Raw genomic sequence first — 14,465 nt, 5'->3', positions numbered from 1 at the left:
AGTCTGGATGTTGCCTGTCCGCTGCTAGGCGTCAGGGCGCAGTGAGTCGATCAGGGCGTCCACGCGTTCGTCGCTGTTCTTGAACGGGTCCTTGCACAGGATGGTCTGGTGCGAACGGTCATTGAGTTTCAGGTGCACCCAGTCGACCGTGTAGTCGCGGCCGGATTCCCGGGCCGCGGACACAAAGCGCCCGCGCAGGCTGGCCCGCGTGGTGGCGGGCGGCGTCTCCCTGGCGTCCTCGATGGCTGCGTCGGTGGTGACCCGGGCGGCAGCGCCGCGGCGTTCCAGGACGTTGAACAGGCCGCGTTCGGGGGAAATGTCGTGGTAGCGCAAATCCAGCTGGGCCACGCTGGCCGAGCCAAGGTCCACGTCGTGCCGGGTTGCATAGGCCTGAAGCAGCTTGCGCTTGATGGCCCAGTCGATTTCGGTGTCGATGCCCGAATAGTTTTGCGTCTCGATGGCGTCCAGGGTCCTCTCCCACAGGTCAAGGATGCGCGGCACCAGGGCGTTGTGGGCGCCGTGGGAGCGGACAAAGGCGCCCACCCTTCCCAGATAGTGGCGCTGGATGTCGATGGCCGTCATGGTGCGCCCGTCAGCCATCTTCACAGCGTGCTTGCCCGTCAGGTCGTGGGAGATTTCCCGGATGCTGCGGATGGGGTTTTCCATGCGCATGTCCGTCATGATGGTCCCGGCCTCCACCATGCGCAGGATCAGGTCCACCGTGCCAACCTTGAGCATGGTGGTGGTCTCGGACATGGTGGAGTCCCCGACGATCACGTGCAAGCGCCGGTACAGTTCGGCGTCGGCGTGCGGTTCATCGCGGGTGTTGATGATGGGCCGGGAGCGGGTGGTTGCCGAAGAGACACCTTCCCAAATGTGGTCGGCCCGCTGGGAAAAGGCGAAATGGCCGCCCTGCTGGGGGCCCAGCACCTTGCCCGCACCGGCAATGAGCTGGCGGGTCACCAGGAAGGGAATGAGGATGTCGGCCAGCCGGTTGAACTCGCCCCGCCGGGTGATGAGGTAATTTTCGTGGCTGCCGTAGGAATTGCCGGCGGAGTCGACATTGTTCTTGAAGAGGAAGATTTTCCCGGAGTGGCCCTCAAGGGCAAGCCGGGACTGCGCCTCCGTGACCAGGTCATGGAGAATCAGCTCCCCGGCACGGTCATGCGCAATGAGCTGTTCCACACTGTCACATTCGGCTGTGGCATATTCGGGGTGGGAGCCTACATCCAGGTACAGGCGGGAGCCGTTGGGCAGGAACACATTGGAGGACCGGCCCCAGCTCACCACCTTGCGGAACAGGTAGCGGGCCACTTCCTCGGGCGTCAGGGGCCGCTGCCCCGGAGCCGAATAGGCAATGCCGAATTCCGTTTCTATGCCGAAGATGCGCCTGTCCATGGCTAGTCCCCTCCCCCGGATGCGAGCATCTGCTGCACGGCGTCCGGACCCAGCCGGCGGAAGGCGCGGTGGGTGCCCCTGACCTCGACAACATTGCGTTCCAGGACAGCCATTTCGAGATTGGCGGCCCCCAGGGATTCGGCCCCGTTGCTGCTGTCCGAGCCGTCCTGGTGCGGGGCCTGGAGTGCGTCAACGGCCCACTTGAGGACCTGGGCGAGGGTTGCCCCCGGCTCCCAGGTGTCGGCGAGCTTTTGCTGGACGATCTCCGCCTTCCCGCCCATTGCCAGGTAGCCGGACTCGTCGGCGATGGAACCGTCAAAGGTGAGCCGGAAGATGTGGTCCTCGGCCTGGGTGGCGCCCACTTCCGCCACTGCCAGCTCCACTTCAAACGGTTTTTGTTCGGCAGTGAACACGGTGCCCAGGCTTTGGGCGTACACGCTGGCCAGGCCGCGTGCGCTCACGTCCGACCTGTCGTAGGAGTAGCCGCGCACATCGGCATAGCGCACGCCGGCCTGGCGGAGGCTCTCAAATTCGTTGTACTTGCCCACCGCGGCAAAGCCGATCCGGTCGTAGATCTCCCCGATTTTGTGCAGCGTCGGTGAAGGGTTTTCGGCCACCAGGGCAACGCCGCCCCCATAGCCGAGCACCACCACCGAACGCCCGCGCGCGATGCCCTTGCGGGCAAAATCGGCGCGGTCCTTCATGACCTGTTCGGGGGACACATAAAATTGCTGGGACATCTCAGGCCTCCCTTCCTTCAACCATGCGCCGGTCAACAATCTGTTGCACCGCGGCAGCCAGCGCCTCCTCGGAAACCCGGGTGGCGCCGTCGTCCGTCACCACATAGACCACCGGCCAGAGCTTGCGGACCAGGTCCGGCCCGCCCGTGGCGGAATCGTCATCGGCGGCATCCACCAGGGACTCCACCGCAACGGCCACGGCGGTGGCGGCGTCCATGTCCGGGCGCCACAACTTTTTCAAGGCGCCGCGGGCAAACACGGAACCGGATCCCACACTGTGGTGTTCCAGCTCGATGTACCTGCCGCCGGTGACGTCGTAGGAAAACAGTCTGCCTTCCCTGCTGGCTGTTTCCACCCCGGCGAAAAGCGGCACCACGGAGAGGCCCTGGAGGGCCATGGGCAGGTTGGCCCGGATCATGGCGCCGAGGCGGTTGGCCTTGCCCTCCAGGCTGAGGAGCGTGCCCTCAATCTTTTCGTAGTGCTCCAGTTCCACCTGGAAGAGCCTGACAATGTCGATGGCAATTCCGGCCGTTCCCGCGATGCCCAGCACCGAGTACCTGTCGGCCGGGAACACTTTCTCAATGTGGCGGTTGGCGATCATGGTGCCCATGGTGGCGCGCCGGTCCCCCGCCATCACCACGCCGCCGGCGAAGGTTAGCGCCACGATGGTGGTGCCGTGGGGCACGGGGGGCAGCTGGCCGGCTGGCAGGGGGCGGCCAAAGGGCAGCAGGCCCGGGTTGTTTTGCGTGACAAAATCAAGGAACGACGACGACGAGCCTGCGGTTTCCAGCGACGGGATGACGTTCCTTTGGTGGGCATCCATGGTGGGCTACTGGCCGCCTTTTTGGACGAATCCGCGGACAAATTCCTCGGCGTTTGATTCAAGCACGCCGTCAATTTCATCCAGCAGGTCATCCACGCCCGAGGTGGCAGCCTGGGCGGCTCCGGAGTCCGGGGCCGGTGTGGGCAGCGGGGCCTCGTCGACTTGTTCCTCCTCAGTCCGGGAGGAAACGTTCTTTTGTTCCTGCGAAGCCATGATGTGTCCTTTCAGGATGGATCCTTCACTTCCATCCTGCCACGGCTGCGCACTGTTTGGCCCATGCTCCCCAAGTGTGTCCGGGGGACGGTTCAGGGAGCGCCGGCGAGCAGCCTGCCCAGGAACGTTTCGGCGTCCGGGCTGGTCTCAAACAGCTCCCCCGTAAGTTCACGCGTGCCGCGCAGCGGCTCCTTGGTGGGCACACGCTGCAGCCGGCGCTGGTGGGGCAGCTCGAAGATGACGGAGTCCCAGCTGGCGCCCACTACGCTTTCGCCGTATCGCTGGATGCACTGCCCGCGGAAATAGGCGCGTGTGTCCACGGGCGGCTGTTCCGCGGCGTGGGCAATGGACTGGTCAGTGACCAGCCGTTCCATGCGGCCCAGTTGCAGCAGCTTGTAGTACAGTCCCTTTTCCGGGCGGATGTCGGCCCACTGCAGGTCGATCAGGGCCAGGCGTGGATCATTCCAGGCCATGTTGTCGCGGGCCCGGTACTGCTGCAGCAGGCTCAGTTTGGCCACCCAGTCCAGCTGGTTCGCCAGCGTCATGGGATCGGCGGCCAGGGCCGTGAGGACGTCCTCCCACCTGGCCAGGACGGCGGCCGTGTGCCCGTCCCCCGTGTCCGGATGTGAGGAGCCGTTTGCTGCACAGTGTTCCTTGGCGGCCTCAAGGTAGAGCCGCTGGACCTCAAGGGCCGTGACCCTCTGCCCGTCACGGAGCAGGTGCTTGGCCCGGAGCTGCCAGTCATGGCTGACGTCCTTGAGCGTTGCCACGGGGTCGGCAAATGCGAGCACGGGGGCGGTGCCCTGCTCAATCATGTCCAGCACTATGGCCGTGGTGCCGAACTTGAGGTAGTTGGACACCTGGCTGAGGTTCGCATCGCCAATGATGACGTGCAGCCGCCGGTACTTGTCCACCACGGAGTGCGGCTCATCCCGGGTGTTGATAATGGGGCGGCGGATGGTGGTTTCCAGGCCGACTTCCGCCTCAAAGAAGTCCGCACGCTGGCTGAGCTGGAAGCCGTGGCCGGAGCCGTCCTGGCCCAGCCCCACCCTGCCCGCACCGCACATGAGCTGGCGGGTCACGAAGAACGGCGTGAGCCCCGTGACGATGCTGTTGAACGGGACGTGCCTGGGCACCAGGTAGTTTTCGTGGCTGCCGTAGGAAACTGACTTGTTGTCCGTGTTGTTCTTGTACAGGTTGATGGGCGGCAGTCCCTGCGTCGCGGCAATGCGGCGGATGGCGGCCAGCGCCACCACGTCCCCGGCAGCGTCCCAGCGGACGGCGTCGAGCGGGTTGGTCACTTCCGGGGAGGAATATTCGGGATGGGCGTGGTCCACATAGAGGCGCGCGCCGTTCCCCAGCACCATGTTCATCATCAGTGGCCCGCTGTGGTCCAGGGCAACACCGCCTTCCAGGGCAATCTGGGCGGCCGTCAGCTCTGGTTCGGAATCAGTGAGCTGGGAGGGGTCCGCCTCCTGCCTGGGCAGGACCCAGCCGCGGGCGTCGGCCAGGGGGTCCTCATCCGTGTAGTCCCACCGCGTTTCCCCGCCGGCCGCTGCCCGGTGCCCCGTCTCCTTGGAGTAGGCATGGACCACCTGGGTGGACAGCCAGGTGGCGTTGAAGGAACTGTTGCCGGGAGTGTGGATCCCATACTCGGTCTCCGCCCCCATGACGCGGACAGCGCTCACAGGTACTGTCCCGTGTTCCTGACCGTCTCCAGGGTCCGACCCGGCAGCTGGCCTTCCTTGCTTTGGACAATGGTGCGGATGTAGGTGATCCTTTCGCCCTTCTTGCCCGAAATCCTTGCCCAGTCGTCCGGGTTGGTGGTGTTCGGCATGTCCTCGTGTTCGCGGAATTCATCCACCACGGCCCGGAGCATGTGCTCAATGCGGATGCCCTTCTCACCGCTGAGCAGCAGGTCCTTGATGGCATACTTCTTGGCCCGGTCCACCACGTTTTGAATGACGGCGCCGGAGTTGAAGTCCTTGAAGTAGAGCATTTCGGTGTCGCCGTTGGCGTAGGTGACCTCCAGGAATTCATTGGACTTGTCCGTGGCGTACATGGCCTCCACGGTGCGCTGGATCATGGCCGCCACCGTTTCCGCCAGGCTGCCGTTGTTGGCCTGCACGTCAAAGTGGTGGAAGGGCAGCTCGGTGGTGACGTACTTGGCGAAGATGTCTGCAGCGGCCTCGGCGTCGGGCCGGTTGATCTTGACCTTCACATCCAGCCGGCCGGGGCGCAGGATGGCCGGGTCAATCATGTCCTCCCGGTTGGAGGCGCCAATGACAATGACGTTGTCCAGCCGCTCCACGCCGTCGATCTCGCTGAGCAGCTGGGGCACGATGGTGGTTTCGACATCGGAGGACACGCCCGTGCCGCGGGTGCGGAACAGCGAGTCCATTTCGTCGAAGAAGACCACCACGGCGCTGCCGTCGGAGGCCTTTTCGCGGGCGCGGCTGAAGATCAGCCGGATCTGGCGCTCGGTCTCCCCGACGTATTTGTCGAGCAGTTCCGGGCCCTTGATGTTCAGGAAGTAGCTCTTTTGGTCCTTGACGCCGGAGCGCTCCCGGGCCCGCTTGGCCAGCGAGTTGGCCACCGCCTTGGCAATAAGTGTCTTGCCGCAGCCCGGAGGGCCGTACAGCAGGATCCCCTTGGGCGCCTTGAGCCCGTGCTCGCGGTAGAGGTCCGGGTGCAGGAAGGGAAGTTCGACGGCGTCGCGGATCTGTTCGATCTGAGACGCCAGCCCGCCGATGTCCGAATAGGAAATGTCCGGCACTTCCTCCAGGATCAGGTTCTCCACTTCGGAGCGCGGAACCTTCTCCAGGGCATAGCCAGTTTTCCCGTCAATGGTCAGGGCATCGCCCACGCGCAGCTTTCCGGCCATCAGGGCGCCGGAGAGCCTCACCACGCGTTCCTCGTCGGCGCGGCCCACCACCAGGACACGGTCGCTGCCCATAAGCTCCTTGACGGTGACGAGTTCGCCAACCCGCTCATATCCCAGGCCGGCAATGATGATGAAGGCTTCGTTGAGCAGCACTTCCTGCCCCACCCCGAGTTCCCCGATCCGCAGCAGCGGGCTCAGGCCCACGCGCATCTTCCGCCCCGACGCGTAGACGTCAACGCTTTCCTCCGTCACGGCGGCGCCACCCGCTGCGCCAGACCTGGCGGCAGGCGTTGAGGGCTTGCGGGGGTTGAGCGCCAGGACGGTGCCGAATCCGTACGGCGGCTGGCCGTCATTCTCGAGCGCGGCGCGGAGTTTGAGGATTTCCGTCTTGGCCGTTTCCAGCATGGTGGTCAGCCGGGAGTTGTTTTGGGTGGCCGAGGACAGCTGCCGGTCCAGGTTGCGGGCCTTGTCCCGGAGCACGTTGAGCTGGCGCTCCAGCACGGCAAGCTGGCCGGGCCCGGCCGCGTAGGGCGCCGAGTACTGCGGCGCCGCCGGCGGCACCGGCTCAGCACCGGTGGGGTGTGCCGCAGTGCCGCGGCCTTCGGAGGGGCCTGAGGCCCCGGCATCCGGCAGGTTGTTGATCGCATCGCCCATGATGTTGTGTCCTTCCGCAAGGAACGGGTGGTGCATCGAGGGACGGGTGCACCACCGCCCTGTGCAGTTGGCCGTTTCGTGGCCAGCTGCTCCTACTATCGACCTTAGTGCCCCGGGGCGCCACCGCCGGTTTCGGCGTCGGTGATCTTGCTCTTGGTGCCCCTGGTTTGTACTGTGGACGCAGCATCGCGGGCTGCCCGGCGCAGCTTGCGGTCCGAAACAGCGCGCTCCCCCACGGCCTCGGGTGTCCAGGCGCTGAGGTCTTCCTCGGTGAATTCAGCCTTGGCCTTCTTTTTCAGGTTAAGCCCTGTTACGCCGTCGGCCAGGCGCCGGGTGACCATCAGGAAGCCGGTGTGGGCCACCATCCGGTGGTCCGGGCGGACGGCCAGCCCCTCCAGGTGCCAGCCCCGCACCATGGACTCCCAGGCATCCGGTTCAGTGAAGCGGCCGTCGGCGCGAATGGCTTCCGCCGTGCGGGAGAGCTGGGTGACGGTGGCAACATAGTTGATCCACACTCCCCCGGGGGCCAACACGGTGGCCACGGCGTCCAGGCATTCCCAAGGGGCAAGCATGTCCAGGACCACGCGGTCCACGCTGCCCGGAGCTTCCTGGGCCACCACTTCATCCTGGAAGGAACCCAGCGAAATCCGCCATGCCGGGTGCGGTCCGCCAAAGATGGTCTCCACATTGCCGCGCGCGATGTCGGCAAATTCCTCCCGGCGTTCAAAGGAGTGCAGGTAGCCCGAGTCGCCCACCGCGCGCAGCAGGGAGATGGAAAGCGCGCCGGAGCCGACTCCGGCCTCGACCACGCGCGCACCGGGGTAAATGTCCGCCATGGTGATGATCTGGCCGGCGTCCTTCGGATAAACCACTGCGGCCCCGCGCGGCATGGACAGCACAAAGTCCGACAAAAGCGGTCGCAGCGCCTGGTAGAGCTGGCCCACGTTGTTTTCCACCATGGAACCCTCGGCCTGGCCGATGAGGGAGTCGTGGTTGAGGAATCCCTTGTGTGTGTGGTACGCCGTGCCGGGAGTGAGCGTGATGGTGTTCATGCGGCCGCGCTCGTCCGTCAGCTGGACCCTTTCGCCGGCGCGGAACGGGCCGCGGCGGGCGGCGGCACCATGCGGCAGGGTGGTTCCGGCGTCTTCCTGGAGGGTGCTGGTGGGTTCGGTCTGGCTCATGCGTGGTGTCCTAACGGGCGAAGAGGTGCGTGAAAAGTGATGGAGGTGCTGTCAGGTTTGTGGACCGGCCTGGACGGGGACGGCATGGTCATTTGCCGGTGATGGCCGCGACTACCCTGGCCTGGCTGAGCAGGCCCGTGACCCTGCCCTGGTCATTGACCACGGCGTAGTCCTTGTCCGGCAATTGGGAAAGGTATTGGACCAGTTCGGCCCCGGACGCCGTTTCGGGAACATGGGCCCCGGAGGTCAGGGAACGTGCCACGGCAGGAGCCAGCGTGTGGCCGGCAAGGTTGGGCGGCACGTTCGCCAGGGCGTGTTCATCCACGACGGCGGCGGGCCGGCCGTCGGCGGAGCACAGGACGATGGGCACGCCCGGATACTGTCCCCGCAACGACCACAACTGGGCCACGCTGCAGTCGATCGAGGCGCTCACGGCGGGGGCGGCAAGCCGGCTGGCCGTGATGGCAGGCAGCCTGAGGCGGATGGCGGCGCCCTTGATGGAGGCTGAGGCCCCCATCCACAGGAAGCCGGCCAGCAGCACAACAATGAACGTGTTGGTGAGGTCGGGCTGGGACCCCTGAAGGTATGGCAGACCCAGGGCACCCACCACCAGGAGGACCACGATGACCCGGCCGGCCCAGCCCGCCGCCACGGTGCCTTTTTCCTGGTTGCCGGTGGCCTTCCAGACAATGGACTCCACCAGGCGCCCGCCGTCCAGGGGCAGCCCGGGAAGTACGTTGAACGCGCCAATGAGCACGTTGGCCCACAGGAAGATGTTTGTCAGGAGCAAGGCAATGGCGCCGGCCCGTGAGGTGGGCATCTGGAGGGACAGCATGAGCGGATAGGCGGCCGCAGCGAGCACAAAGTTGCCCACGGGACCGGCAAAGGCAACCACCAGCGCGCGTCCGGGCGTGGCCGTGCTGAAATCAAATTCCGTGTGCCCGCCCCAGAGGTTGAGCACAATTTTGTGCGTGGGCCAACCATACATCTTGGCGGCCAGCGCATGCGCCAGTTCATGGACCAGCACGGAGAACAGCAGCAGGACGGCGTACGCGAAGGCCACCAGGTAGGCTCCCGCACCCAGGCCCGGATAGCCGTTCTGGAGTTGCGGGCCAAAGACCAGCACGGTGAACCCGGCAATCAGGTACCAGGAATTGGCGAGAATGATGGGTGTCCCGCGGACGGAACCAAGCACCAGGCCTTCGCGGCGGGGCCGCGTTCCGGGGGCGGCGCTCACAGGGCGGCCCCGTTCATGGTGCTGCGGGCAGCGAGCGCCCGGGCAACGTCGTCGTACGTCTTGCCGTCCAGCGTGTCCCAGGTGGTGCGGCGTGCGTCCTCGGGCAGGGGGACTACGTGCGGGATGGCGATTGTGGCCAGGTTGGCGGCCAGTGCGGAGGTGACGCCGGGGATGGAGTCCTCAAAGGCCACGCAGTTGGCGCCGGTCAGGGACGGGTCCGCCTGGCGGAGGCGTTCGACGGCGGCGAGGTACGGTTCCGGGTGCGGCTTGCCGTTGGCCACCTGGTCACCCGTGACGAGAAATTCCAGGTACGGCCCGGGCAGCGCCCGCGCCACCTCGCCGGCAAGATTGAGCTCGCTCATGGTGACCAGCACGCAACGCACACCCCGCGAGTGGAGTTCGGCCAGCAGTTCCAAGGCGCCGGGACGCCAGGGCAGCTGGTGGCGAATCTTGTCGATGACGGCGTTGGACAGCGTGTCCACGATGGCGCGGACGGGGAGGTCCACCCCTTCGCGCTGGAGGATTTTCGCCGTCGTTTCCAAGGCGTTGCCCACCAGCTTGCTGGACTGTTCAAGGTTCCAGGACCCCCCGTGGGCGGTCACCAATTCGATTTCCGCCGCAATCCAATACGGTTCGGTGTCAACAAGGGTGCCGTCCATGTCCCACAGGGCGGCTTTGAGTTCGGGCAGCGTGCTGGCGGCTGCAAGGGGGCTTGATTGCAGGGCGGAAGCAGACGGTGAATGCATGCCCCCAGTCTACGGGGGAAGCCTGTACGTAACTTTTGCGCCACGGTCCGGGTGAATTTTCCGCGGTGCTGTGGCGCACCTCGCGGCCCGACGTAGGCTTGAGCCGTGAGCAGTGACAACGATGGGAAAGCAAGCGAGAGCCGGCACCTGCTGGAGCCGGCGGCCGGGGACGAGCGTGTCACGGTGCTGCTGGCGGCCTTCGAGGGCTGGAACGACGCCGGGGAGGCGGCCAGCGATGCGCTGAAGTACCTGCACCGGCTCTGGGGCGCCAAGCGGGTGGCCGTCATCGAGCCTGACGATTACTACGACTTCCAGTTCACCCGCCCCGAAGTGCGCCAAACTCCCACAGGCGCCCGCAAGATCAAGTGGCCTGTGACGAAGATCGCCAAGGCCACCATTCCCGGCACCGCCGTTGATGTCATCTTTGTCCACGGCGTGGAGCCCTCCTACCGCTGGCGGGCGTACACGGCCGAACTCCTGGCCCGTGCAGCCGCACTTGATGTCAACTACGTCCTGCTGGTGGGCGCCTTGCTGGCGGACGTGCCCCACTCCCGGCCCATCCCCGTCACAGCCACCTGCGACGATGCCGAGCTGCGCGAGCGCTTGGAGCTGGAAGCCTCGGAGTATGAAGGCCCCATCGGCATTGTGGGAGTGCTGAACGAGCTGGCATTGCTGGCCGGGCTGCCCACGGTGTCGCTCTGGGCGGCCGTGCCCCACTACGTGGCCCAGGCGCCATCCCCCAAGGCGGAGTTGGCCCTGCTGAATCGCATTGAGGATTTCCTGCAGGTTTCCCTGCCCACGGGAGAACTGGCCGACGACGCCCTCGCGTGGGAGCGCGGTGTCAACGAGCTGGCGGCGGGTGACCCGGAAATTGCCGCCTACGTCCGCCAGCTGGAAGAGGCGAAGGACACCGAGGACCTGCCCGAAGCCACCGGCGAGTCAATCGCCAAGGAATTTGAGCGGTACCTGCGCCGGCGCGGCCGCGAACAGCCCTAGGCAGCTGCGCGGCCGTAGTGGGGCTACAGCTCCACGCCGAGGAGGGCCTCAACTGCATCAGAAACCAGCGCCTCGTCACGCCCCGACGGTTCCGGCGCCCCCGGAGCTGCTGAGAGGGCCTGCTGTGCCCAATGGTCGACGGCGGCCAGCGCCCTGGGTGCGTCAAGGTCGGCTGCCAGCGCGGCCCGTACCTCGGCCAGCAGCGCGGTGGCGCTGCCTTCGGGTGCCTGGCCCACGGCCTTGCGCCACAGCGAGAGCTGGTGCTGGGCGTTGCTGAGCAGCGAATCCGTCCAGCTCCAGTCGGAGCGGTAGTGGTTGGCGAGGATGGCCAGGCGGATGGCCGCCGGTTCCACGCCGTCGGCCCTGAGCTTGGAGACCAGGACCAGGTTGCCGAGCGACTTGCTCATCTTTTCCCCGTCCAGGCCCACCATGCCCGTGTGTGCGTAGTGCTGGGCCATTTGGACGTGGCTGAGCGCGAAGGCGTGTCCGGCACCCATTTCATGGTGGGGGAAGATCAGGTCTGAGCCGCCGCCCTGTACGGTGAAGGGCTCCGGCAGGAAGCGCTGGGCGATGACGGTGCATTCAATGTGCCATCCGGGGCGGCCTTGGCCCAGGGCCGCCCCGTCCCAGTGCGGCTCGCCGTCGCGGGCCACGCGCCACAGCAGGGCGTCGAGCGGGTTGCGCTTGCCGGGGCGGTCCGGGTCTCCGCCGCGCTCTGCAAAGACGGGAAGCATCTCTTCCGCCGTGAGTCCGGAGACCTGGCCCAGCCACCACGGGCCGTCGATGCTGTCGCCGTGGGGTGCCGCCGAGGCAGCGTCGACGGAGAAGTAGATGTCGCCGTCGGGCTCGCCGCCGGTGCCGGGAACGCTGTAGGCCAGGCCCGCATCCACCAATGACTGGATCTGCGGCACAATCCACCCGATGGCCTCGACGGCGCCAATGTACTGGTCGGGCGCAATGACATTGAGCGCTTCCATGTCCGCCTGGAACAAAGCTGTTTGCTGAGCCGCCAGTTCACGCCAGTCGACGCCGTCGCGAATGGCGCGCTCCAGCAGGGGATCGTCCACGTCCGTTACGTTCTGGACGTAGGCCACCGTGCGCCCGGCGTCGCGCCAGGCCCGGTTCAGCAGGTCAAAGGCCACATAGGTGGCCGCGTGGCCCATGTGGGTGGCGTCGTAGGGGGTGATGCCGCATACATAGAGACTGGCCGACTCTGCGTCAGGCAGCGCTGTGACACGGTTCTGGGTGGTTTCATGCAGGAACATTGCCGGCATGGTGCCGGGGAGTTCAGGAACAGGGCGGGACTTCCAAGTTTTCACGGGACTAAGCCTAACGCCCGAGGGGCCCCAAGCGAGCGCAGCGAGCTTGGGGAGGGCGTTAGGCGCTAGCGTCCTCCTTGCCTTATGCCGTGATGATCCCGAAGCCGAGCAGCATGTAGAGGGCCAGTCCCAAGGCGATGCGGTACCAGACGAACGGGCGGAAGCTCTTGGTGGAGATGAACTTCAGGAACCAGCCGATGATGAGATATCCCACAACAAATGCGATGACGGTGGCCAGGGCTGTCTGCCCGAGCCCAAACGGCCCCTGGGAGCCTTCGTGCTTGCCGAAAATCTTGTACAGCTCATAGAAGCCGCTGCCAAACACTGCCGGGATGGCCAGCAGGAACGAATAGCGGGCGGCGGCTTCACGGGTATATCCCATGAGCAGGCCGGCCGTGATGGTGCCGCCGGAGCGGGAGACGCCCGGAATGAGGGCCAGGGCCTGGGCCAGGCCATACAGGATGCCGTGCTTGTATGTCAGGTCTTTGAGCTCCCGCTGCTGGGGGGCAACGGCGTCAGCCACGGCCAGGATCAGGCCAAACACAATGAGCGTTGTGGCCACAATCCACAGGTTTCGCAGCGAGGTTTCGATGTAGTGCTGGAACACCACGCCGAGGAGTGCTATCGGCACGCTGCCAATGATGACCAGCCAGCCCATGCGGGCGTCCGGGTCATTCCGGGGCACCTTGCCCCGGAGGGATTGGTACCAGGCCCCGATGATCCGGACAATGTCACGCCAGAAAAAGACGACGACGGCGGCCTCCGTGCCCAGCTGGCTCACGGCAGTGAATGCAGCACCGGGGTCCTCGCCGGACGGCAGGAACTTGCCCACCACAAAAAGGTGGGCGCTGGAGGAGATGGGGAGGAATTCTGTCAAGCCTTGGATGAGGCCCAGGAAGGCCGCTTCGAACCAGTTCACGGGGCTTAGCCTATGGCATGATCGCTGCGGCCAACGTCGGCCACGCCGAAAAATGCACCTCCCGCGGCCCCGTAAGCTTGCAGTTATGGAACAACGATTCGTGGGCACCAGCGGACTGCGGGTTTCGGCACTGGCCTTGGGAACCATGACCTGGGGCAGGGAAACCGACGAAGAGGCCGCCAAGGAGCAGCTGTGCACCTTCATGGAAGCCGGCGGAACCACTGTTGATACGGCGGTGAGTTACGTTGAGGGGCGCAGCGAGGCGATCCTGGGTGAACTGCTTGGGGACGTGGTGCCGCGCAGCGACGTGGTGCTGGTTTCCAAGGCCGGGGTCAGCCACCGCAACGGCAAGCGCATGGTGGACACCTCCCGCCGCGCAATGCTTGCCAGCCTGGACGCCACCCTGGCCAGGCTTGGCACCGACCACCTGGACCTGTGGCTCGCGCACATTTGGGATGAGAATGTTCCCTTGGAGGAAACCTTGAGCGCCTTGGACCTGGCTGTCTCCACAGGCCGGGCCAGGTACGCGGGCGTATCCAACTACAGCGGCTGGCAATTGGCCCGGGCCGCGACCCTGTCCGACACGGCCCTGGTGGCAAACCAGGTGGAATACTCACTGTTGTCCCGGGGAATTGAGCGCGAGGTGCTTCCCGCAGCGGAACATGTGGGAAGCGGCGTGATGTGCTGGGCGCCCCTGGGCCGCGGCGTGCTCACGGGGAAGTACCGGGGGCAGATTCCTGCAGATTCCCGCGGCGCCAGCGAAGCCATGGGCAGCTACGTGGAGCCGTACCTCAAGGGCCGCCCCAGCCGCATCACGGAGGCGTTGGTGACTGCCGCCAAGGGGCTGGGCCGCGCCCCTTTGGACGTGGCATTGAGTTGGGTGCTGGACCAGCAGGGCGTGGCAGGGGCCGTGGTGGGACCGCGCACACCTGCCCAGCTTGAGAGCATCCTGGCGTCGTCACTGGAGCCGCTGCCGGAACAAATCTCAGCAGTCCTGGATGAGGTCTCGCACCCGTAAAACTGTCCATGGGGCGTCCGGGGCCTGCCAGGACCCCACAGCCGTCAGCTTTCAGCCGTCAATCGGGTCGAGGTCGTCATCGACGTCCTCGTCCGAATCGTCGTCATCGCCAAACTCCTCATCCTCGCCATATATGACCAAAGGGGTCACTTCCTCAAAGGCGTCGAAGAGGGCTTCTTCATACACTTCAAAGGCGTCGATGATGCCCAGGAATGTTGCTTCCACGATGGGATCTTCGTCACCCCGGCGCGCGGAGGCTGCCACGAGGTGTTCCTCCAGGGCGGTGGTCAGGGCATTCAATGCTGCGCGGGGATCAATGCTCATGCGTTTGACGCTA

General features: G+C 65.7%; 14 protein-coding genes. 2 read left to right on the top strand and 12 right to left on the bottom strand.

The features are described from left to right. Nucleotides 1-24 precede the first annotated feature (24 nt). From pafA to G6N77_RS04140, 9 genes are all read right to left on the bottom strand, one after another. Nucleotides 25-1,398 (bottom strand): Pup--protein ligase, encoded by a 1,374-nt coding sequence (pafA, locus tag G6N77_RS04180; protein WP_165180751.1) that lies wholly within the window; start codon nt 1,396-1,398, stop codon nt 25-27. Between the two features lie 2 nt (nt 1,399-1,400). Beyond that, complete coding sequence (prcA, locus tag G6N77_RS04175) at nt 1,401-2,138, bottom strand: proteasome subunit alpha (protein WP_165180750.1); 738 nt, start codon at nt 2,136-2,138, stop codon at nt 1,401-1,403. A 1-nt stretch (nt 2,139) separates the two neighbouring features. Next, the gene (gene prcB / locus G6N77_RS04170; protein ID WP_165180749.1) at nt 2,140-2,961 is read right to left on the bottom strand and encodes a proteasome subunit beta; all 822 of its coding nucleotides are present in this window, start codon (nt 2,959-2,961) and stop codon (nt 2,140-2,142) included. 6 nt (nt 2,962-2,967) lie between these two features. After that, nucleotides 2,968-3,174, bottom strand: a complete 207-nt coding sequence (locus G6N77_RS04165) for a ubiquitin-like protein Pup (protein ID WP_165180748.1) — start codon at nt 3,172-3,174, stop codon at nt 2,968-2,970. Between the two features lie 92 nt (nt 3,175-3,266). After that, nucleotides 3,267-4,844 (bottom strand): depupylase/deamidase Dop, encoded by a 1,578-nt coding sequence (gene dop, locus G6N77_RS04160; protein ID WP_165180793.1) that lies wholly within the window; start codon nt 4,842-4,844, stop codon nt 3,267-3,269. A 14-nt stretch (nt 4,845-4,858) separates the two neighbouring features. After that, complete coding sequence (gene arc, locus G6N77_RS04155; RefSeq protein WP_165180747.1) at nt 4,859-6,712, bottom strand: proteasome ATPase; 1,854 nt, start codon at nt 6,710-6,712, stop codon at nt 4,859-4,861. Between the two features lie 104 nt (nt 6,713-6,816). Beyond that, nucleotides 6,817-7,893, bottom strand: coding sequence for a tRNA (adenine-N1)-methyltransferase (locus G6N77_RS04150; RefSeq protein WP_165180746.1), 1,077 nt, complete (start codon nt 7,891-7,893; stop codon nt 6,817-6,819). Between the two features lie 88 nt (nt 7,894-7,981). Then, a complete protein-coding gene (locus G6N77_RS04145; RefSeq protein WP_165180745.1) occupies nt 7,982-9,130 on the bottom strand; it encodes a site-2 protease family protein in 1,149 nt (382 codons plus the stop codon). Continuing rightward, nucleotides 9,127-9,876 (bottom strand): HAD family hydrolase, encoded by a 750-nt coding sequence (locus tag G6N77_RS04140; RefSeq protein ID WP_165180744.1) that lies wholly within the window; start codon nt 9,874-9,876, stop codon nt 9,127-9,129. The genes G6N77_RS04145 and G6N77_RS04140 overlap by 4 nt, the downstream gene beginning before the upstream one ends. A 105-nt stretch (nt 9,877-9,981) precedes the next feature. On the opposite strand from G6N77_RS04140, the gene G6N77_RS04135 reads away from it, so the two are divergent. After that, complete coding sequence (locus G6N77_RS04135) at nt 9,982-10,872, top strand: PAC2 family protein (protein WP_165180743.1); 891 nt, start codon at nt 9,982-9,984, stop codon at nt 10,870-10,872. Between the two features lie 23 nt (nt 10,873-10,895). On the opposite strand, the gene mshC is transcribed toward G6N77_RS04135, so the two are convergent. Beyond that, nucleotides 10,896-12,191 (bottom strand): cysteine--1-D-myo-inosityl 2-amino-2-deoxy-alpha-D-glucopyranoside ligase, encoded by a 1,296-nt coding sequence (gene mshC / locus G6N77_RS04130; protein WP_165180742.1) that lies wholly within the window; start codon nt 12,189-12,191, stop codon nt 10,896-10,898. A gap of 82 nt (nt 12,192-12,273) precedes the next feature. Continuing rightward, nucleotides 12,274-13,110: an undecaprenyl-diphosphate phosphatase gene (locus G6N77_RS04125; RefSeq protein ID WP_165180741.1), complete on the bottom strand. Its 837-nt coding sequence runs from the start codon at nt 13,108-13,110 to the stop codon at nt 12,274-12,276. An 85-nt stretch (nt 13,111-13,195) separates the two neighbouring features. On the opposite strand from G6N77_RS04125, the gene G6N77_RS04120 reads away from it, so the two are divergent. Continuing rightward, entirely contained in the window at nt 13,196-14,128 is a 933-nt protein-coding gene (locus G6N77_RS04120; protein WP_165180740.1) for an aldo/keto reductase, read from the top strand. Nucleotides 14,129-14,179: 51 nt separating this feature from the next. On the opposite strand, the gene G6N77_RS04115 is transcribed toward G6N77_RS04120, so the two are convergent. Beyond that, nucleotides 14,180-14,452: a hypothetical protein gene (locus G6N77_RS04115; protein ID WP_165180739.1), complete on the bottom strand. Its 273-nt coding sequence runs from the start codon at nt 14,450-14,452 to the stop codon at nt 14,180-14,182. Nucleotides 14,453-14,465: the final 13 nt, after the last annotated feature.

Source organism: Arthrobacter silviterrae (assembly GCF_011045165.1).
Lineage (GTDB): Bacteria > Actinomycetota > Actinomycetes > Actinomycetales > Micrococcaceae > Specibacter > Specibacter silviterrae.
Note: the sequence above shows the minus strand (reverse complement) of the source record. Positions and strands in the feature narration are given on the sequence as shown.

Bases quoted from the DNA above. Each gene is read 5' to 3' on its own strand.
- pafA (WP_165180751.1), bottom strand. From the start codon at position 1,398: ATGGACAGGCGCATCTTCGGCATAGAAACGGAATTCGGCATTGCCTAT.
- prcA (WP_165180750.1), bottom strand. From the start codon at position 2,138: ATGTCCCAGCAATTTTATGTGTCCCCCGAACAGGTCATGAAGGACCGC.
- prcB (WP_165180749.1), bottom strand. From the start codon at position 2,961: ATGGATGCCCACCAAAGGAACGTCATCCCGTCGCTGGAAACCGCAGGC.
- G6N77_RS04165 (WP_165180748.1), bottom strand. From the start codon at position 3,174: ATGGCTTCGCAGGAACAAAAGAACGTTTCCTCCCGGACTGAGGAGGAA.
- dop (WP_165180793.1), bottom strand. From the start codon at position 4,844: ATGGGGGCGGAGACCGAGTATGGGATCCACACTCCCGGCAACAGTTCC.
- arc (WP_165180747.1), bottom strand. From the start codon at position 6,712: ATGGGCGATGCGATCAACAACCTGCCGGATGCCGGGGCCTCAGGCCCC.
- G6N77_RS04150 (WP_165180746.1), bottom strand. From the start codon at position 7,893: ATGAGCCAGACCGAACCCACCAGCACCCTCCAGGAAGACGCCGGAACC.
- G6N77_RS04140 (WP_165180744.1), bottom strand. From the start codon at position 9,876: ATGCATTCACCGTCTGCTTCCGCCCTGCAATCAAGCCCCCTTGCAGCC.
- G6N77_RS04120 (WP_165180740.1), top strand. From the start codon at position 13,196: ATGGAACAACGATTCGTGGGCACCAGCGGACTGCGGGTTTCGGCACTG.
- G6N77_RS04115 (WP_165180739.1), bottom strand. From the start codon at position 14,452: ATGAGCATTGATCCCCGCGCAGCATTGAATGCCCTGACCACCGCCCTG.